The following is an 18,073-nucleotide window of genomic DNA, read 5'->3' as shown; positions in this document are numbered from 1 at the left end:
GGTTATCCGGTTCCCTGGCCTTTGTGACGACAGACCCGTCCCATGGATCCCTTTTCTGCGAGTGGGCATGGCGCCCCCTTCTACCCTGAGGTAATTGTTACATGATCAGCGTTTTTGATATCTTCAAAATCGGTGTTGGCCCCTCCTCTTCCCACACTGTCGGCCCCATGAAGGCAGCCAAACAGTTCGTGGATGAACTGCGTGCTGGCGGCAAGATCCGTGACATCACCCGGATCCAGGTCGATGTCTATGGCTCACTCTCCTGGACCGGCAAAGGCCACCACACGGATACCGCCATCATCATGGGTCTGGCGGGCAACCTGCCGGAGAACGTCGACATCGACGCCATCCCCGAATTCATCTCCCGCGTGGAGCAGACCGGTCGTCTGCCCATCGGCCTGCACTGCCACACCGTCAGCTTCCCCAAGGGCGCCATGATCTTCCATGACGAGGCCCTGCCCCTGCACGAAAACGGCATGAGGCTGACCGCCTTCATCGAAGATGACGCCGTCTACAGCAAGACCTACTACTCCATCGGCGGTGGCTTCATCGTCGACGAAGAGAACTTTGGCAAGGGTGACAGCGGCGACATGTCCGTCAGCTATCCCTTCAAGAGTGCCGCCGAGCTCATCGCCCACTGCAGCCAGAGCGGTCTCTCCATCTCCGCCCTGATGATGGAAAACGAGAAGTGCTTCAACACCCCGGAAGAGATCTACAAGAAGCTCGGCAAGATCTGGACCACCATGCGGGAAGGGATCGAGCGCGGCTGCCGCACCGAGGGCGTCCTCTCCGGCCCGCTGCGCGTACCGCGCCGCGCCGCGCCGCTCTACCGCCAGCTGACCACCAACGAGAACCTCTCCAACGATCCCATGAACATCGTGGACTGGGTCAACATGTTCGCCCTGGCGGTGAGTGAAGAGAACGCCGCCGGTGGCCGCGTCGTCACCGCGCCGACCAACGGCGCCGCCGGCATCATCCCCGCCGTGCTGGCCTACTACGACAAGTTCATCCAGCCGGTGGGCCGCGACGAGTACACCCGCTTCTATCTGGCCGCTGCCGCCGTCGGCATGCTCTACAAGATGAACGCGTCCATCTCCGGGGCCGAAGTGGGCTGCCAGGGTGAAGTGGGCGTCTCCTGCTCCATGGCCGCCGCCGGCCTGACCGAGCTGATGGGCGGCAGCCCCGAGCACGTCTGTGAAGCCGCCGAGATCGGCATGGAACACAACCTGGGTCTGACCTGCGACCCGGTGGCCGGCCAGGTACAGGTACCCTGCATCGAGCGCAATGCCATCGCCGCCATGAAGGCGGTCAACGCCTCCCGCATGGCCCTGCGTCGCACCTCCAAGCCGCGTGTGTCGCTGGACAAGGTGATCGAGACCATGTACATCACCGGCAAGGACATGGACTCCAAGTACCGCGAGACCTCCCGCGGTGGCCTGGCCATCAAGGTGATGCAGGTTGCCTGCGACTAACGCCGAGTCGCGATGACATGAAAAAAGCGGGATATATTCCCGCTTTTTTTTGGTCGCGATTTAAAGGGCAGCGTTCGTGGATAAAGGGAGGCCGACAAGGGATAAAAAGAGACGGGCATATCACCTCCACCCGTTCGCCGTGACAGGAGAACGGGGGAGAGCTATTTCACGATGCGATCGGCCAGGGTACCGACGGCCACCACGAAATAGGGGGAGCGATTCCAGTGACGCAGTACCCGGTAATTGTCATAGGCAAGGTAGCTTCGCCCGTGAATATCGTCGGGGCGGATGAGGGAAGCCTGCATGTCGACCGCAGGCAGAGGTGAGCCGTCCTGCTGGCGAACCCCGAGGGCCTGCCAGGTCGCCAGGGACTTGCGGGCCTCAAGCCCCAGCAGCGCCGGATCGAGCGCCTCGGGCACCCTCACCCGCCGTCCCCAGGTCTGGTCTTCGCGCCAGCCGTTCTGGCTCAGATAATTGGCAGCCGATCCAAATACATCCGCCAGATTGCCCCAGAGATCCTTCTTGCCGTCCCCGTCCTGATCCACCGCGTATCGCAGGAATGACGAGGGCATGAACTGCACCTGCCCCATGGCCCCCGCCCAGGATCCCTTGAAGTTGGCGGGGTTCACATGTCCCTGCTCCAGAATGCGCAGGGCATCGAACAACTCGCCTTTGAAGAAGGCTTCACGGCGACCGTCCCAGGCCAGGGTCGAGAGAGAAGAGATAAGGGGATAATGGCCGGTTATTTTGCCGAAATTGGTTTCAATTCCCCACAAGGCAACAATAAAGCAGGGCTGTACCCCATATTCCCGGCCTATTTTTGTGAGCAGCGGCAAATGCTGGCGATATAAGGTTTGGGCTTGCTTGACTTTCCATTCCGGCACCGCCCGGGGAATATATGTGTCCAGGGTCAGTTTGAATTCCGGCTGATTTTTGTCGTGCCTGATGGCGGCATCCACAAGGTGGACATCCGCAAAGGCCGCACTCACCGTCTCGGGCAACATCCCCGCCGCCAGCGCCTGCTCTTTGAGGCTCGCCACGTACTGGTCAAAATCGGGGCCGGCCTGCACCGGCGATCCCGACAGGGCGCCTGACAACAGCAGTGCCAGCCGCCCCGCCCTCATCGTGCGCCCTTTAATTGCGCCTTGTGCTGCTCCAGCAGGTTTTCCGGTGGCGGTGGCACCTGCAGATAAAAGCCCTGGCTCTTCAGGGCGGACATCACCCGCTCCGTGGAGGCCAGCCCCAGGGGCTTGGCCGGGTCCAGCTTGGTCATCAGGACCAGTTCGGGACGCCCGAAGGTACTCATCAGCACCTCGGGAACGCGGGAAAAGTCCTCTCTTCGTTCAATAAAGAGATAGGTCTCGGCTTTTTTGCGACTTTTATAGACTGCACACAACATGGAAATTGATATAATCCGACGGGTTTATTGCCTCTGGTGGTGGCAAACTATAACATCAGGAATTGAATAACAATAACGTATTACCGTCTCGGTTCGGGGAAGATTCATGGTTGAACGCGATAACGAATTGAAAGGGACCACCTTCACTATTTCTGTGTTGCATCTCAGCGATGGCAATCCGGCCCGGATCCGACAACTGCTGGAGGCCAAGGTCGCGCAGGCCCCCCAGTTTTTTAATTGTGCCCCCCTCGTCCTCAATGTGGAACGCCTTGAGGCGATCCCCGATTTCGAACAGCTCAGGGAGCTGGTCGAGTCGGAAGACTTCGTGCTGGTCGGGATCACGGGGGCGCGGGACGAGGCGATGAAGACGGCCGCCAAGGCGGCAGGCCTCGCCGTCATGGTGTCAGGCAAGAGCCGCAAGGCAGAACCTGAGCCGACGCCGCCAGTGCCTGAGCCCAAGCCAGTGGAGGCCGCACCGGTTCCCCCGGTGCCAGCGCCCGTGGAGGCAAGCAAGGTCCACGTGGGCCCGGTGCGCTCCGGTCAGCAGATCTATGCAGCCGGCACCTCGCTGGTGGTGCTGGGCTCGGTGAGCCCTGGCGCCGAAGTCATCGCCGATGACAGCATCCATGTTTATGGTGCCCTACGTGGCCGAGCCATCGCAGGGGCCAAGGGCAATCCCAAGGCCCGCATTTATTGCCAGCAATTGCAGGCCGAGCTGCTCTCCATCGCGGGCACCTTCCAGCTCAGCGATGCATTGCCTGCAGGCGTGATACAAGAGCCGGTCCATATCCGGCTCGACAATGAACAACTTCGTATAGACCGAATCAAATAGAGTTACAAGGAAGCGAGAATGGCGCGAATCATAGTCGTTACATCGGGCAAGGGTGGCGTTGGCAAGACGACAACCAGCGCGGCACTGAGCACCGGTCTGGCCCAGCGTGGCCACAAGACCGTGGTCATCGATTTTGACATTGGTCTGAGAAACCTGGACCTCATCATGGGTTGCGAGCGGCGCGTGGTCTATGACTTCGTCAACGTCATCAACGGGGAAGCCAACCTCAACCAGGCCCTCATCAAGGACAAGCGTTGCGAAAACCTGTTCATCCTGCCCGCCTCCCAGACCCGGGACAAGGATGCCCTGACCCGTGAAGGGGTGGAGAAGATCCTGGATCAGCTGGCGGAGATGCAGTTTGACTACATCGTCTGCGACTCCCCCGCCGGTATCGAATCCGGCGCCCTGATGGCGCTCTATTTCGCCGACGAGGCCATCGTCACCACCAACCCGGAAGTCTCTTCCGTGCGTGACTCGGATCGCATCCTCGGTATCCTGGCCTCCAAGTCCCGCCGTGCCGAGCGCGGTGAGGATCCCATCAAGGAGCACCTGCTGCTGACCCGCTACTGCCCGACCCGCGTCAACCGCGGCGACATGCTGAGCGTGCAGGACGTGCAGGAGATCCTGGCCATCAAACTGCTCGGGGTGATCCCGGAGTCCCAGGCGGTGCTGCGCGCCTCCAACTCCGGCGAGCCGGTCATACTGGACAAGGAGTCCGATGCCGGTCAGGCCTACGAGGACGCCGTCGCCCGCCTCTTGGGTGACACCAAGGATTTCCGTTTTCTGGAAGAAGAGAAGAAGGGCTTCTTTAGCCGACTGTTCGGGAGTTAAGCATGTCATTATTGGATTATTTTCGTTCCAACAAGAAACAGAACACCGCACAACTGGCCAAAGAGCGGTTGCAGATCATCGTGGCTCACGAGCGTTCATCCAGAGGGGGGCCGGATTACCTGCCCCAGCTCAAGCAGGACATCCTCGACGTGATCCGCAAATACGTGCAGATCGACCCGGACAAGATCACCGTCCAGCTTGATCAGAAGAGTGACGAGTTGTCGGTGCTGGAGCTCAACATCACCTTCGCCGACGACCAGAAGAAGGGATGAGCTGACGCACCATGCGCGACCCCTTCCCCCAATGAAGACCGGATCCTTTCCCAGGATCCGGTTTTTTAATGCCTGGCGTCCCGGCATCTCGCCAAGGGCATCAGGGCCAGCTAGAATACCGCGCACCCCGAGGCGCTGCCGACGGGCTTTCCCTCCCCCTTATCTGGAACACGGCTCTTATGTCTTTGAATGACGAAATGCACAGCGTCGAGGAACTGCTCGACACCGCCCTCGAACTCTTCATGGAGCTGGCCTCCGACAACCTGCCCGAGCAGGAGATCGTCCGCTTCAATCAGGAGTTCAACGACCGCGGCCTGCTGGCGGAGACCGATCCCGCCGACGACTGGGCGGCCGACGTGGGGTTTGAGGTGAGCGACGCCGACTATGCCGAGATCTGGGTCGGTCTTTGCAACGAACAAGAAGAGTACGAGCACCTGTTTGCCCGCATGCTGCTCTCCCGCCGCGTCGACGAGAAGTTCTGCCACATCGAATGGCTGCCCCAATAATTCCGGATCCCGATGATCCTGGCCACTATGACTGGGACGGCGGGCCCGAGCCCGTGAGGCCTTCGCGCAGACGGCGACTGCTGGGCTGGCTCGGCAAGCTGCTGCTGGCCGCCTTTGCGAGCACCATCGTCTCGGTCGCGCTGCTGCGCTTCATCGACCCTCCCATGTGGACCTGGCGCCTCGAACGCGCCCTGTTTCCCCCTGCCAAGGTGGCCGAGGTGAAGCACGACTGGGTGCCGCTTGAGCAGATTTCCCGGGAGCTGCAACTGGCGGTGATCGCCGCCGAGGATCAGCGCTTTGCCGAACATCACGGCTTTGACATGGACGCCATCAGCTCGGCCCTCAGGCACAACCAGCAAAGCGGGCGGGTGCGCGGTGCCAGCACCCTCAGCCAGCAGACCGCCAAGAACCTCTTCATGTGGAGCGATCGCAGCTTCCTGCGCAAGGGGATAGAGGCCTGGTTCACCCTGCTGATGGAGCTGGGCTGGGACAAGTCCCGCATTCTCGAGGTGTATCTCAACATCGTGGAGTTCGGACCCGGCATCTATGGCGCCGAGGCAGCCGCCAGGCACTACTTCGGCAAACCGGCGATACGCCTCACCCGCTACGAGGCCTCCCTGCTCGCCGCCGCCCTGCCCAACCCCTGGCGTTATCGGGTCAAGCCCCCCTCACCCTATGTGCAGCAGCGCTCGGCCTGGATCCGTCGTCAGATGGGTCAACTCGGGCAAGTCACCCTGAACCGGGTCCACGGCACAGAGTAACGCCATCCTGCGGATCAGAGGCGGGCCCCAGATGGCCACCGACGGTTTCCCGATGAAGGGGCAGATAGTGCCACCACCAGGTTTCGCGCCGCCGCTTGATCTGCCTTCTGTACTGTCGTCGCTTCATCTTGCCAGGCCGCCCCGTCACGCCGCCCCTGCTGGCGGCTCTGTTAACCTTATCCCCTGATCCCGCCATTTGACAGCACGGCGTCACCGCCCCCGGGCTGGCTGCCCATCCCAATACTTGTTAAAGTGGCGAACCTGGACGTATCTGGAGTGATTTCATGGAACAACGTAGCCCGGATCAGCTGGTCGAGTGGGCCTATGATCAGTTTCTGGAGCAGGCCGCCGACATGCTGGCCCCCGAACAAATCGTCGACATCACCCTCGAGTTCGAGCAACGTGGCGCGGTGGAGGCAACCCTGCCCAATGCCGACTGGTCGACCGAACTCGGCGAGCCGGTGGACATGGCACGTTGGGCCGAGGTCTGGGTCGGCTTGCTGGATCACCAGGACGAGTTCGAGGTGATCTACGCCACCTTCCTGCTCCCCCGGGATCAGAGCGAGCACGACGTGCATATCCGCTGGCACCGCCAGCAACAGGCATAAGAAAAGGCGCCCCAGGCGCCTTTTTCGTTTTTTGCGATGCCCGAGTCAGGGGCGTGCCGCGATGGCCTTGGCCAGACAGCGGCGACACCAGCAGGCGCTGGCATAGCTCATGGGCAACGCGGGAAGCTGGTTGCACCAGCAGCGCTCGATGGGTTCCCCCGCCGACACGGCGCAGAACGCCGGCTCGCCGCAGCCCGGGCAGGCATGAGTGCTCTTCGAGCCATCGAGCTCGGCCATGCGGGCCAGCTGGGCCTCGCTGTCCATGGTGGACCACTGGCCTATCTCGGTCAGGGTGCGGCCACAACCGAGGCAGAGCCCCTCTTTGGCCCGGCAGTCACCGATGCAGGGACTCGGCAACTTATTCGTCCCCTGCCGGCGTGTCGGAGCCCACGAGGCGGATGCTGTGCTCCTCGATGACGATCTTGCCCTGCTTGTAGAGGCCGCCGATCGCTTTCTTGAAGGTGCCCTTGCTCATGCTGAACATCTTGTAGATGACGTCAGGTTCGCTCTTGTCTCCCACAGCAAGGCTGCCCCCCTGCTTTTGCAGGCGCAGCAGGATGCGCGCACCGGCGTCATCCATCCGGGCCAGTCCCGGCTTTTGCAGGGTCAGGTCCAGCTTGCCATCTTCGCGCACCTGCTTGACCCAGGCGGTCAGCGGTCGGCCCGTCATCACGCGGCCGAACACCTCGTTCTTGAACAGCATGCCGGCGTACTGGCCATTGACCACGGCCTTGATGCCAAGGGGGGTGTGTTCCCCCGGCAGCACCGTCACCTCGTCACCGCTCTTGAAAGGAGGGTCGATGCGCAGGAAGCGCTCCAGACGGCTGGTGCCGACCATGCGCCCTTCGTTGTCCAGCATCAGATGCACCAGATAGACATGGCCCACCTGCATCGGCTTGTTCTGCTCGCGGCTTGGTACGAAGAGATCCTTTTTCATGCCCCAGTCGAGGAAGGCACCAATCTTGTTGGCGTTGACCACCTTGAGACCGACGATGTCCCCCACCATGGCGAAGGGCTTGTCGGTGGTGATCACCGGCTCGCAATCCGCATCCAGATAGAGGAAGACGGACACCTCGCTCTCCTCGGCGACGCCTTCCGGCAACTGGCGCCTGGGCAGCAGCAGCTCGCCGTATTCCCCCGCCGCCAGCCAGGCGCCGCGCTCCTCGATCTCGACGACGGTCAGGGTGTTCATCTTGCCAATCTGTAACATGGTGATCTCTTCTTTCAATATCCGGATGGGCCCATCTCATGGAAGACCCGTCATATAGAGGTGCATCGCCGCCGTCGGATGAGAGAGGACGGGGCCGATTTATGTCATGCAGGCGCGCATGTTACCCCAGAGCGGCAGCAGGACCTAGCCCCTCCCCCCTGTGTCTGACCTCTTTTCCCGCTCCCGGGTGGCCAGATTGACGATATTAGCAGCATTCAGTTTCCCCTTTGCTGCAAATAACCCCACTTTTAGGTAGACTTCGCGGCCGTCAAATCCAGAGGAAGCGTCGATGAACCCAGCCACTCGTACCCGTCATCTCAATCAATGGATCCAGACCCACAGCCAGCAGGAGATGAGTTACCCCGCCCTGCACGGCTTCCTGTGCGCCCGTCTGACGGGGCCCATTGCCCCCGACTGGCAAGATCCGCTGGCCGGCCTGCTGCCTCATGATGCAGCGCTGGACGGGAAGAGTGCCGAGGCGCTGCATCACCTGATCGCCGAGCTGGAAGCCCAGGCCGACGACGCACAGCTGGCCCTGCCGAGCCAGTGTCGCCTCTCTACCGACAACCCGGAGCAGGTGTTTGACAAGCGCCATCCTCTGGGCCAATGGAGCTATGGCTTCAGTCAGGGGGTGGCCTGCTGGCCTGCGCCGACCGACCTGAACGATCCGGCGACCCGCCATCGCTTCAGCCTCGTGGCCGAGCTCTGCCTGTTTCGCGACAAGCCCATGGCCATGATGCTGCACCAGGCTGCGGCCAGCGAGCTCCCCTTCCTCGATTTTTGCAAGCGTCAACGCCAGCAGATGAAGACGGCCCTCAACCTCCTGCTCGGCCAGGATCACTACGAGGCCGAGCCTGAAGAGAGCCCGTCCCTGGACAACGAGCAGACTCGCCAGTGGCAGCAGTGGTTCGAGCTGGCGGCAGAGAGCCGCGATCCCCTCCCTCGCCTTGGCTGGTTCGAGCGCATCATTGCCGATGCCAACCTCCTGTTCGATGAGGCATTCTGGCAAGCCCACGCGGGCCATGGCTGGCAGGTCCCCGAGGCACGCCCTCTGATCGCGGCCAGGGCCGGTCGAGCCGATTGCTTGCTGCGACTTGGGCAGCTTGGGCAGGCTCTGGATGAGTACCTTGCCCTGCTCGCCCTCTGCCGCGCCGACGAGCCCGCTTGCCGCCACCCCCTCTCCACCCTCTATGCCTGGCAAGGGGAATGGGATGCCCTGCAACAACTGCTGGTGCGCTTTGATGAAGCCTCCTGCTGGCTGCTCTACAACAAGGCCTTGATGAGCTTTGTCTGCGAAGGGGAAGCGGCGGCGCGCCCTCATCTGGCGGCGGCAATGGGGGTCAATCCTCATGTGCCCGCCACTTTGCTGGGCCAGCGCCGCTTGCCCAAGCAGGAGCCTCGCCGCTGGCAGGGAGGCAGCCGTGACGAGGCGGCGCTCTACGCCTTGCAGAGTCGCGAGGCCTGGCTGACCCACAACGCCTTGATATGGCTGCGAAAGAGTGCGGGCAAGCAGGCCAGTTGAGACCCCAATTGCCGATTCGATGACAGAACACGTGCGCAAACGCACATTTTTCTGGTGACTGGTCAGACAAATGCCCCTGTGTTACGTATCATCAAGGCCAAAGTATCAAGAGAAACTGCACCCGATGCAGCCGCCACAGCAGGATGTCATATGTCGAAGATCATTGAGCTGCTCGCGCACTACCCTCCTTATCAGCTGGTTCACGCCGCTGAGATGGTGCGCGATACCTTTGAACAGTTTTATCAGCAGCGGTACCAACTCACCGTGCCCCAGTGGCGCCTGATGATGGTGCTCGGCCCCCACTACCCCATCAGCCAGAAGGAGCTGGTGGAGGCGAGCGGCATGGACAAGGTACGGATCTCCCGCGAGATCCATCGTCTGGTGGAGAAAGGCATCCTGTTCACCGAGAACAGCGTGCAGGACAAGCGCATCAGCCTGGTCTCCTTCACCCCGGCGGGGCTCACCTTGTTCCAGCAGCTCAAGACGGAGGCGGGAAGCTGGCAGCACACCCTCACCGACTATCTGCCGGCCGAGGCGCGCCAGAGCATTCGCCTGCACCTGCAGAGCGTCAGCGATGCCATCGAACAACTTCACCTGCTGGACAACGAGCAACCCTCATGAAGCTGAACAACTTTGCCACCATGGATGTCAACATGCTGCTGAGCCTGGTCAACATGCAGCTGCGTGATCACTACGAGGATCTCGATGATCTCTGCCGGGCGCAGGATCTCGATAAAGAGGCCCTGGTTGCCAGGCTGGCCAGTGGCGATTTTCACTATCAGGAAGATCAGAAGCAGTTCAGATAGGGATCCGGATCACAACCCGACCCATGCCGCTGGCTCCGTCGGCAAAAGCTGCTAAGGTGGTGGCTACCCGGTCCGTTGATGTTCGCAAGAGGTATGGATACATCTTGTTGTCACAGACCGCGGTTAGCCTCTCGTTCACCACCCGCAGCCAAGGATGACCCATGATGCGCCTCATTCGACCAACCAGCCTGATCACCCTCTGCACATTGCTGGTGATCAGCCTCTTCCTCCCCCAGGTCCCCAGCAGCGCCGAGCAGTGGCTCACCACCCTGCTGCTGGCCTCCCTGGTGGCGGTCTTTCTGATGGTCGGCAGCGGCTGTCGCCACTTCCTGCGCGAATAACGACGCCAGAGCGTGATGCCTGCGCAAAAACAACAACGCAGCCCGAGGGCTGCGTTGTTGTTTCAGGATACTGGGGGCCAAGGCCCCGAGTCGCATCAGTAAGCCAGGGTTTCCAGCTGCTCCTTGGCCTGCTCGATCCCCTTGGCTTGCGCCTCCGGCCCCATGCCCATGCCTTCGGCATAGATGAAGTCCACTTCGTTGATACCGATGAAGCCCAGCACGGTACGCATGTAGGGGGTCACCAGGTCGGTGGCATTGCCCACGTGCATGCCGCCACGGGGGCTGACCACCAGGGCGCGGGTGTTCTCCACCAGGCCGACCGGACCGGTCTCGGTGTAACGGAAGGTCACGCCGGCACGGGCCACCAGATCGATCCAGTTTTTCAGCTGGGTCGGGATGTTGAAGTTGTACATGGGGGCCGCGATGATCACCAGATCGCTCGCCTTGAGCTCGGCGACCAGCTCGTCGGACTGGGCCAGCACCGCTTGCTGACGCTCGTTCAGGTTCTCGCCACCACGCAGGCCCATGGCCAGCTCGCCGTCCAGCACCGGCAGGTTCAGGGTCGCCAGATCGCGTACCTGGATGGTGTCACCCTGGCGCTCGGCCAGGTAGCCGTCGATCAGGGCGTTGGATTGGGAATACTGGCCCAGGATGCTGGACTTCAGAACGAGGATATTGGCCATGGTGAAACTCCATTTGATTGTCAATTGAACAGCCAGGCTGTCGATGGAGGTCACTATAAAGACTGGCATTAAAGCCTGATAGCGAAAATAGATGCTCAAGTCATTCAAAAAATTTGATGTCTGTGCATTTCCTCGACAGAGAGGGGCTCATCAAACTCCGCACCCTTGGCATGACAAACGATTGCCGTTATGATCCGCCGCACTTTTTGTACGTGATCCGGATCTCATGACCTCCTCCCGCAGGCACTCCCCCTTTGCCGGCGCCGTCTGGATGATGGTGGCAGGCCTCTGCTTCGCCGCCGTCAACAGCCTGAGCCAGTATGTCAGCTTCACGCTCGGCCTCCCCTCGACCCAGGTCGCCTTTCACCAATATCTGATCGCCCTGGTCTGCCTGCTGCCCTGGCTGGTGCGCCACGGTCTGCGCCAGTCCCTGATGACGAACCAGCTGCGCCTGCACCTGCTGCGGGTCGCCCTTGCGGTGACCGGCATCCAGTTCTGGCTCTGGGCACTGGCGGTCCCCGTCCCCATCTGGCAGGGGATCGCGCTCTTGATGACCTCCCCCCTGTTTGCCACCCTGGGATCAGCCCTCTTTCTCAAAGAGCAGGTGAGCCGGGCCCGCATTCTCGCGACCCTGGCGGGGTTTGTGGGCGCCATGCTGATCCTGGCACCCTGGACCGACGACTTCACCTTGGCCTCCCTGCTGCCGGTGGCGGCCGCCCTCTTCTGGGCAGGCTACTCCTTGCTGGTGCGCTATCAGGCAGCCAGCGAATCGTCCCACACCATCGTCGTCTACCTGCTCGTCTTCAGCACCCCGTTCAACGCCATGCTGGCGATCCCTGAATGGCAGTGGCCGAGCGAAACCCAGTGGCTGCTGGTGGCCGCCTCGGGCGTACTGTCGGCACTGGCCCAGATGTCCATCGCCCGCGCCTACAGCGTGGCGGAGGCCTCCTTCGTGCAACCTTTTGATTTTGCCAAGCTGCCCATGAACGTGCTGGCCGGCTGGCTGGTATTTGGCTGGGCGCCCCCCGGTCGCTTGTGGCTGGGGGCGGCCATCATCATCGGCGCCATCACCCTGCTCACCCATCTGGAGCAGCGCGCCCACCCATCCACTTCCTGAGGTACGCCATGCGTGCCTCTTTTTTTGCTCACCCGGATCAGCCCTGCTGACCACCGACCTCAGGAGAGATCAGATGTTTGGAACCGCCACCCGCCCCACTGCGACCCGCGCCCTGCTGCTGGGATCAGGCGAACTCGGCAAGGAGGTCGCCATCGAGCTGCAGCGGCTCGGTATCGAGGTGATCGCCGCCGACCGCTATGCCAACGCCCCCGCCATGCAGGTGGCCCACCAGGCCCGCGTGCTGGACATGCTGGATGGTGCCGCCCTGCGCGCCCTGGTGGCCGAGGTCAAGCCCGACCTCATCATCCCCGAGATTGAAGCCATCGCCACCGACACCCTGGCCGCCCTCGAGCAGGAAGGGGTCAAGGTGGTGCCCAATGCCCGCGCCACCCAGCTCACCATGAACCGGGAGGGGATCCGTCGCCTCGCCGCCGAAACCCTGGGGCTGCCCACCTCTGCCTACCGCTTTGCCCAGAGCAAGGAGGAGTTTGTGGCCGCCGTCGAGGCCATCGGCCTCCCCTGCGTGGTCAAACCGGTGATGAGCTCCTCCGGCAAGGGGCAGAGCCTGCTGCGCGATCTCGCCAGGCTGGATGAAAGCTGGACCTATGCCCAGGAGGGGGGCCGTGCCGGTCGTGGCAAGGTGATTGTCGAAGGCTTCGTTCCTTTCGAGTACGAGATCACCCTGCTCACGGTACGCGCCGTCGATGGCATCCACTTCTGCGAGCCTATCGGCCATCGTCAGGAGGATGGCGACTACCGCGAATCCTGGCAGCCCCAGGCCATGAGCGAGCTGGCCCTGGCCCGCTCCAAGGAGGTGGCGGCCAAGGTGGTCGAAGCCCTTGGCGGCTACGGTCTGTTCGGGGTCGAGCTCTTCATCAGGGGTGACGAGGTGTGGTTCAGCGAAGTCTCCCCCCGCCCCCACGACACCGGCATGGTGACCCTGATTTCCCAGGATCTCTCCGAGTTCGCCCTGCACGTGCGCGCCATCCTGGGGCTGCCCGTCGGCATCATCACCCAGTACGGCCCGAGCGCCTCTGCCGTGGTGCTGCGGGAAGGCCACAGCCAGGATATCCGCTATCAGGGGATTGGCGAGGCACTGGCCCTGGTGCCCGGTGCCCAGTTGCGTCTCTTTGGCAAGCCGGAGATTGCCGGTCGTCGTCGCCTCGGGGTGGCGCTCGCCCGTGGGCAGGATTGCCAGGAAGCCGTGGAGCAGGCCAAGACGGTGGCAGCCCGGGTAGAAGTACTGTTCTAGGCAATCCGCTTTACCACGCAAAAACAAACGTTTATCTGCGTGATCCGGCGCAAGGGGCAGGTGACTGCCCCTTTCCCATTGAAGCACCGGGCTTATAATCCCCCCTTCACCTATGTCAGGAGTACAAGATGTTAACTGCCGTGATCTTCGATATGGATGGTGTTCTGATCGACTCGGAACCCTTCTGGCAACGGGCACAGATGGCCGTCTTCGCCGAACTGGGCCACTTCCACACCGAGGAGGACTGCAACTCCACCATAGGGGTGCGCATCGATCAGCTGGTGGCCCACTGGTACCGGATCCGCCCCTGGAGCAGCCCCAGCCAGGAAGAGGTAGTACAGCGCATCCTGGATCAGGTGATCGCGCTCATCCTGCAAGAGGGGCAGCCCAAGGCCGGGGTGCTGGAAGCCCTCGACCTCATCGAGGCCCAAGGGCTCAAGATCGGGCTCGCCACCTCCTCCCCGTTTGCCATGGTCGAGGCGGTGCTCGGCAAACTCGGTATCCAGGACCGTTTCATGGCGGTCCACTCCGCCGAGGTGGAGCGCTTTGGCAAACCCCACCCGGATGTCTATATCCACGCCGCCGAGAAGCTCGGCGTCGAGCCTGTGCACTGTCTCGCCATCGAGGACAGCTTCACCGGCCTGCTGGCGGCCAAGGCAGCCTCCATGACGGCGCTGATCGTGCCAGACCCGGCGCTGGTCGGCGATCCCCGTCTGGCTATCGCCAACCACGAGCTGCGCTCTCTTGCCGAGCTGAACGCAGAGATGCTGGCCGGCTGGGTCAAGTAGGCAACACGGACTGACCTCCTGCCTCCCTTGAGCCCGCTCATAAACGTGCGCTTGCTCGCGGTTGCGCCGCCTTGTGGCGACTAGAATCAGCAGGAGCACAGAGACGGCCCACGGGCCCGAGGAGGTCACCATGATCGAATACACCAGCAAGCGTATCGTCTGCCCCCACTGCGGCCACCACACCCGGGTCGAGCTGGATGCCAGCCAGGGGGATCAGGAGTTCTACGAAGATTGCATGGCCTGCTGCAACCCCATCCATCTGCGGCTGCACCGGGATGAAGCCCGCGACTGCCTGCAACTCTTCGTGGATGCCGACGACGAGCAGCTGTTCTGAATCCCCCTGTCCAGACACAGACAAAAACAAACGGGACCCTGTGGGTCCCGTTTGTTCTGGTGCCATCGTCAGGCTGGGTCACGCCTCCCTCAAGCACGCCGCCTTCGCCGACGTCATGGTCGGAACAAACTCCACCACCTGATAATCGGCCGCCTCTGTCTGCTTGAAGGGATCCTCTGCCAGCATCGCCTCCAGGGCGTCTCGGCTCACTCCCTGCGCCAGTATGACGCCCCCGACTCGGGGTACCCGACGCCCGGATGCCAGAAAATGGCCTGCGGCATACTGCCGCTCCAGCCATGCAATGTGGGCCGGGATCAGGGCATCGATCTCCGCCAGCGGTTTCACATAAGTCAATGTCACGACAAACATAGAGAAGTCTCCAAGGCCCTGGGGCGGCGCCTCTTCCACAAGAGGGCGCCTTTCCCGTGATGCCGCCCTCCTCTTCGAACCCTGGGGGCAGCGCTCAGGTGGTTACTGGCGCGCCGCCAGCACCCGCTCCACCGTGTCGACGATGGCCTGGGTCTGGGGGTCAATCTCGATGTTGGTCTGCCAGCCGGCCTTGACCCAGCCCAGGTTGGTGCGGGCCAGGGTCTCGGGGATCAGGTTGACGCAGAACTCGCTGGCGCGTACCTCGCCCACGGTGAGGCTGATGCCGTCGATGCCGATGTAGCCCTTGGTCAGCACGTACTTCATGAGCGCAGGATCGAGGCGATACCACACCTGGCGGTTGTTGGGGGTGTCGATGACCGAGGTCACCTCGGCCGTCCCCATGATGTGGCCGGACATGGCATGGCCGCCAATCTCGTCCCCAAAGCGGGCGGCCCGCTCCACGTTGACCTTGTCACCCACCACCAGTTGCCCAAGGTTGGTGAGGCGCAGAGTCTCCTGCATCAGATCGAAGCTGACCAGATCCCCCTCCACCCGGGTGACGGTCAGGCAGCAGCCGTTGTGGGCTACCGAGGCCCCCGGGGCCAGCCCCTCGCCCCAGGCCGGGCTCGGCATGCGGATCACGTGGGTGCGAAAATTGGGCAGTGAATCGATGGCCACCAGTTCGGCGGTCCCTTGTACGATGCCGGTGAACATGAGTCTCTCCAGGCTGTGAAAATTGTCGGCAGGTTACCCCCGGCCACCTTGCAAGACAAGGGTGCCGGCTGACAAGGAGAAGCGCGATCGCTATAGTGACCCCAATCAATCCAGACTGAACGAGGAAAAAAAATGCAGGTATATCAATGCTGTGAAGCCATTCGCATCGCCTACAACCAGATTGGCTCCGGTGAACAGGGTTATGTGCCCCAGGCCATCGCCGCCAGCATACGGGCGCTCAACGCCGTAGCCTCCGACGAGCGGGTACCGGCGGATCTGCGCGAGCAGGCGGCCTATGCCGCGGCCAACCTGCTGATCAGCGATCACGAAGACGCCTGATCCCGGCTACAAATCTGCCGCCGACCTTCCCCGTTGGCGGTTTTTCAGGCTAGAATGACACCCCCGCATTTTGTCTCCTCAGGACGAGGAGGCAAAAGCCCATCTCTCTTGCCCGCTCTTTCTCTTTTATCTGATCCACTCGGAGGTGTCAGTGCAACGTTATTGGTCCGAGGCGAAGCAGCTCGTTCGTCTAGCCAGCCCCATTCTGGTCGCCCAGGTGGCCCAGATCGCCATGAACTTCGTCGATACCGTGATGGCGGGACAGGTGAGCGCCGTGGATCTTGCCGCCGTGTCGGTGGCGTCCAGCTTCTGGTTGCCGATCATCTTGCTGGTGCAGGGCATCATCATGGCCCTCACCCCCATCGTTTCCCAGCTCAACGGCGCTCGCAAGCAGGACGAGGTGCGCCCCGCCGTGCACCAGGGCTTCTGGCTCGCCCTCATCGTCACGCCCATCGCCATGGTGGCACTCTACTTCAGCCCCCTGGCACTGCAATTCATGGACGTGGATCCCGTCATGGCGGCAAAGACTGCCGGCTACCTGCACGCCATCCTGTGGGGCCTGCCCGCCTTCGTGATGTTCCAGGTGCTGCGCAACTTCAGTGAGGGGCTCTCCCACACCATGCCGACCATGGTGATCGGTTTCGTGGGGCTCGCGGTCAACATCCCCGCCAACTACATCTTCATTCACGGCCACTTCGGCATGCCGAAACTCGGCGGCGTCGGCTGCGGCGTGGCCACTGCCATCGTGCTCTGGGCCATGCTGCTGGCGATGATCGTCTATGTGAAGTGCTCTGCCCACTTCAAGCGCATCAACCTGTTCGCCCAGCTGGCACGCCCCAACGGCAGCCGGATCTGGCGCCTGTTCCGCCTGGGGTTTCCCATCGCCATGGCCATCTTCTGCGAGGTGACCCTGTTTACCGTGGTGGCCCTGATGCTGGCCCCCTTCGGCGCGGAGACGGTGGCGAGTCACCAGATTGCGCTCAACTTCTCCAGCCTGGTCTTCATGCTGCCCCTGTCCATCGGTGTCGGCGTGACCATCCGGGTCGGTCACAACATAGGGGAAGGTCAACCGGATCAGGCCAGGGTCGCCGCCCGCACCGGCCTGATGCTGGGCATGGGAGTCGCCGCCGCGACCGCCGCCCTCACCGTGCTGCTGCGCGACCCCATCGCGGGGATCTACACCGACGACCTGCAGGTGATCGGCCTCGCCGCCACCCTGCTCTTCTTCGCCGCCATCTACCAGATCTCCGATTCTGTACAGGTGGTGGCCGCGGCGGCCCTGCGCGGTTACAAGGATACCCAGGCCATCTTCTACGTCACCATCGTCGCCTATTGGGGCATGGGGCTCCCCACCGGCATGATCCTGGGGCTGACCGACTGGGTGGTACCGCGCATGGGCCCGCAGGGATTCTGGATAGGCTTCATCGTCGGTCTCACCTCCGCCGCCCTGATGCTGGGCGCACGGCTGCGCGTCATCTACGGCCGCTTCGCCAGCCCCGCGGCCTGCACCGCCCTCTCCCGGGCGCAATAGGGCGCGGCCAGGGGCACGGGGAGCCGCACTTTTGGGACGGCTCGCCTGTAAAATCAACAGGCTGCACAAGAACTGGGCAAACAGTCTCCTTTGTGCATGTCCCTTGTTGACAGCCTTGGGGGCCATGGGTAGTATGCCGACCACGCCAGCAGTGCTGGCGGGATAAAACGGGTTTTCAGCCCGGTTTATGAAGTGGGTTTATAGCTCAGTTGGTTAGAGCACTACCTTGACATGGTAGGGGTCGTTGGTTCGAATCCAATTAAACCCACCACTCCCCTGCAATGACACACAAAGTCGCCTTGCGCACCCTGCGTCCTTAGCTCAGCTGGTTAGAGCATCACCTTGACATGGTGGGGGTCGGTGGTTCGAATCCACTAGGACGCACC

At 62.2% G+C, this 18,073-nt stretch carries 24 protein-coding genes and 2 tRNA genes; 19 read left to right on the top strand and 7 right to left on the bottom strand.

Annotated features, from left to right (window positions below):
* Nucleotides 1-101 precede the first annotated feature (101 nt).
* Nucleotides 102-1,472, top strand: a complete 1,371-nt coding sequence (locus ACVDHI_RS14420; RefSeq protein ID WP_039039104.1) for an L-serine ammonia-lyase — start codon at nt 102-104, stop codon at nt 1,470-1,472.
* A gap of 161 nt (nt 1,473-1,633) precedes the next feature.
* Here ACVDHI_RS14420 and ACVDHI_RS14415 read toward each other — a convergent pair whose 3' ends face one another.
* Together ACVDHI_RS14415 and ACVDHI_RS14410 are read right to left on the bottom strand one after the other, a co-directional pair.
* On the bottom strand, nt 1,634-2,596 hold the full coding sequence (locus ACVDHI_RS14415; protein ID WP_447212195.1) for a lytic murein transglycosylase: 963 nt from the start codon (nt 2,594-2,596) through the stop codon (nt 1,634-1,636).
* Nucleotides 2,593-2,871 carry a YcgL domain-containing protein gene (locus tag ACVDHI_RS14410; protein ID WP_052816493.1) on the bottom strand — a complete coding sequence of 93 codons (279 nt, stop codon included), beginning with the start codon at nt 2,869-2,871 and terminating at the stop codon, nt 2,593-2,595. Before ACVDHI_RS14410 ends, ACVDHI_RS14415 begins: the two co-directional genes overlap by 4 nt.
* A gap of 106 nt (nt 2,872-2,977) precedes the next feature.
* Between ACVDHI_RS14410 and minC the strand changes: the two genes are divergently transcribed.
* From minC to ACVDHI_RS14380, 6 genes are all read left to right on the top strand, one after another.
* A complete protein-coding gene (minC, locus tag ACVDHI_RS14405) occupies nt 2,978-3,703 on the top strand; it encodes a septum site-determining protein MinC (protein WP_039039101.1) in 726 nt (241 codons plus the stop codon).
* 18 nt (nt 3,704-3,721) lie between these two features.
* Nucleotides 3,722-4,534 carry a septum site-determining protein MinD gene (minD, locus tag ACVDHI_RS14400; RefSeq protein ID WP_010674647.1) on the top strand — a complete coding sequence of 271 codons (813 nt, stop codon included), beginning with the start codon at nt 3,722-3,724 and terminating at the stop codon, nt 4,532-4,534.
* A gap of 2 nt (nt 4,535-4,536) precedes the next feature.
* Nucleotides 4,537-4,806 (top strand): cell division topological specificity factor MinE, encoded by a 270-nt coding sequence (gene minE, locus ACVDHI_RS14395; protein WP_010674646.1) that lies wholly within the window; start codon nt 4,537-4,539, stop codon nt 4,804-4,806.
* 179 nt (nt 4,807-4,985) lie between these two features.
* Nucleotides 4,986-5,312, top strand: a complete 327-nt coding sequence (locus ACVDHI_RS14390) for an HI1450 family dsDNA-mimic protein (protein ID WP_162540643.1) — start codon at nt 4,986-4,988, stop codon at nt 5,310-5,312.
* 53 nt (nt 5,313-5,365) lie between these two features.
* Complete coding sequence (mtgA, locus tag ACVDHI_RS14385) at nt 5,366-6,073, top strand: monofunctional biosynthetic peptidoglycan transglycosylase (RefSeq protein WP_080767838.1); 708 nt, start codon at nt 5,366-5,368, stop codon at nt 6,071-6,073.
* 284 nt (nt 6,074-6,357) lie between these two features.
* Nucleotides 6,358-6,681 (top strand): HI1450 family dsDNA-mimic protein, encoded by a 324-nt coding sequence (locus tag ACVDHI_RS14380; RefSeq protein WP_010674643.1) that lies wholly within the window; start codon nt 6,358-6,360, stop codon nt 6,679-6,681.
* Nucleotides 6,682-6,726: 45 nt separating this feature from the next.
* Here ACVDHI_RS14380 and ACVDHI_RS14375 read toward each other — a convergent pair whose 3' ends face one another.
* Together ACVDHI_RS14375 and ACVDHI_RS14370 are read right to left on the bottom strand one after the other, a co-directional pair.
* Complete coding sequence (locus ACVDHI_RS14375; RefSeq protein WP_447212194.1) at nt 6,727-7,038, bottom strand: DUF1289 domain-containing protein; 312 nt, start codon at nt 7,036-7,038, stop codon at nt 6,727-6,729.
* A 1-nt stretch (nt 7,039) separates the two neighbouring features.
* On the bottom strand, nt 7,040-7,909 hold the full coding sequence (locus ACVDHI_RS14370; protein WP_010674641.1) for a CvfB family protein: 870 nt from the start codon (nt 7,907-7,909) through the stop codon (nt 7,040-7,042).
* Between the two features lie 271 nt (nt 7,910-8,180).
* On the opposite strand from ACVDHI_RS14370, the gene ACVDHI_RS14365 reads away from it, so the two are divergent.
* The 4 genes from ACVDHI_RS14365 (at nt 8,181) to ACVDHI_RS14350 (ending at nt 10,560) form a co-directional block, all read left to right on the top strand.
* Nucleotides 8,181-9,413 (top strand): UPF0149 family protein, encoded by a 1,233-nt coding sequence (locus ACVDHI_RS14365; protein WP_447212193.1) that lies wholly within the window; start codon nt 8,181-8,183, stop codon nt 9,411-9,413.
* A 150-nt stretch (nt 9,414-9,563) separates the two neighbouring features.
* Entirely contained in the window at nt 9,564-10,034 is a 471-nt protein-coding gene (locus ACVDHI_RS14360; protein WP_010674639.1) for a MarR family winged helix-turn-helix transcriptional regulator, read from the top strand.
* On the top strand, nt 10,031-10,219 hold the full coding sequence (locus ACVDHI_RS14355) for a DUF4250 domain-containing protein (protein ID WP_043155974.1): 189 nt from the start codon (nt 10,031-10,033) through the stop codon (nt 10,217-10,219). Before ACVDHI_RS14360 ends, ACVDHI_RS14355 begins: the two co-directional genes overlap by 4 nt.
* Before the next feature lie 161 nt (nt 10,220-10,380).
* Nucleotides 10,381-10,560: a hypothetical protein gene (locus tag ACVDHI_RS14350; RefSeq protein WP_041215220.1), complete on the top strand. Its 180-nt coding sequence runs from the start codon at nt 10,381-10,383 to the stop codon at nt 10,558-10,560.
* 95 nt (nt 10,561-10,655) lie between these two features.
* Here ACVDHI_RS14350 and ACVDHI_RS14345 read toward each other — a convergent pair whose 3' ends face one another.
* Nucleotides 10,656-11,243 carry an FMN-dependent NADH-azoreductase gene (locus ACVDHI_RS14345; protein WP_039039094.1) on the bottom strand — a complete coding sequence of 196 codons (588 nt, stop codon included), beginning with the start codon at nt 11,241-11,243 and terminating at the stop codon, nt 10,656-10,658.
* A gap of 226 nt (nt 11,244-11,469) precedes the next feature.
* Between ACVDHI_RS14345 and ACVDHI_RS14340 the strand changes: the two genes are divergently transcribed.
* The 4 genes from ACVDHI_RS14340 (at nt 11,470) to ACVDHI_RS14325 (ending at nt 14,734) form a co-directional block, all read left to right on the top strand.
* Complete coding sequence (locus ACVDHI_RS14340) at nt 11,470-12,360, top strand: DMT family transporter (protein ID WP_134996752.1); 891 nt, start codon at nt 11,470-11,472, stop codon at nt 12,358-12,360.
* A 73-nt stretch (nt 12,361-12,433) separates the two neighbouring features.
* Nucleotides 12,434-13,612 carry a formate-dependent phosphoribosylglycinamide formyltransferase gene (purT, locus tag ACVDHI_RS14335; protein ID WP_183148460.1) on the top strand — a complete coding sequence of 393 codons (1,179 nt, stop codon included), beginning with the start codon at nt 12,434-12,436 and terminating at the stop codon, nt 13,610-13,612.
* Nucleotides 13,613-13,740: 128 nt separating this feature from the next.
* Nucleotides 13,741-14,400 carry a hexitol phosphatase HxpB gene (gene hxpB, locus ACVDHI_RS14330; protein ID WP_010674632.1) on the top strand — a complete coding sequence of 220 codons (660 nt, stop codon included), beginning with the start codon at nt 13,741-13,743 and terminating at the stop codon, nt 14,398-14,400.
* 130 nt (nt 14,401-14,530) lie between these two features.
* Entirely contained in the window at nt 14,531-14,734 is a 204-nt protein-coding gene (locus ACVDHI_RS14325; RefSeq protein WP_005336871.1) for a CPXCG motif-containing cysteine-rich protein, read from the top strand.
* Between the two features lie 78 nt (nt 14,735-14,812).
* On the opposite strand, the gene ACVDHI_RS14320 is transcribed toward ACVDHI_RS14325, so the two are convergent.
* Both ACVDHI_RS14320 and ACVDHI_RS14315 read right to left on the bottom strand, forming a co-directional pair.
* Nucleotides 14,813-15,103 carry a YciI family protein gene (locus tag ACVDHI_RS14320; protein WP_042865290.1) on the bottom strand — a complete coding sequence of 97 codons (291 nt, stop codon included), beginning with the start codon at nt 15,101-15,103 and terminating at the stop codon, nt 14,813-14,815.
* A gap of 102 nt (nt 15,104-15,205) precedes the next feature.
* Nucleotides 15,206-15,817, bottom strand: a complete 612-nt coding sequence (locus tag ACVDHI_RS14315) for a riboflavin synthase subunit alpha (RefSeq protein WP_134996754.1) — start codon at nt 15,815-15,817, stop codon at nt 15,206-15,208.
* A 132-nt stretch (nt 15,818-15,949) separates the two neighbouring features.
* Here ACVDHI_RS14315 and ACVDHI_RS14310 point away from each other — a divergent pair, with 132 nt between their 5' ends.
* From ACVDHI_RS14310 to ACVDHI_RS14295, 4 genes are all read left to right on the top strand, one after another.
* Nucleotides 15,950-16,156 carry a YaeP family protein gene (locus ACVDHI_RS14310; protein WP_010674629.1) on the top strand — a complete coding sequence of 69 codons (207 nt, stop codon included), beginning with the start codon at nt 15,950-15,952 and terminating at the stop codon, nt 16,154-16,156.
* 151 nt (nt 16,157-16,307) lie between these two features.
* Nucleotides 16,308-17,687 carry an MATE family efflux transporter gene (locus ACVDHI_RS14305; protein WP_201894058.1) on the top strand — a complete coding sequence of 460 codons (1,380 nt, stop codon included), beginning with the start codon at nt 16,308-16,310 and terminating at the stop codon, nt 17,685-17,687.
* 194 nt (nt 17,688-17,881) lie between these two features.
* A tRNA-Val gene (locus ACVDHI_RS14300) sits at nt 17,882-17,958 on the top strand.
* Nucleotides 17,959-17,997: 39 nt separating this feature from the next.
* Nucleotides 17,998-18,071, top strand: a tRNA-Val gene (locus ACVDHI_RS14295).
* Nucleotides 18,072-18,073: the final 2 nt, after the last annotated feature.

It is taken from the genome of Aeromonas sp. 25-248 (genome assembly GCF_053005425.1).
This window is presented reverse-complemented; position numbering and strand designations above follow the sequence as displayed.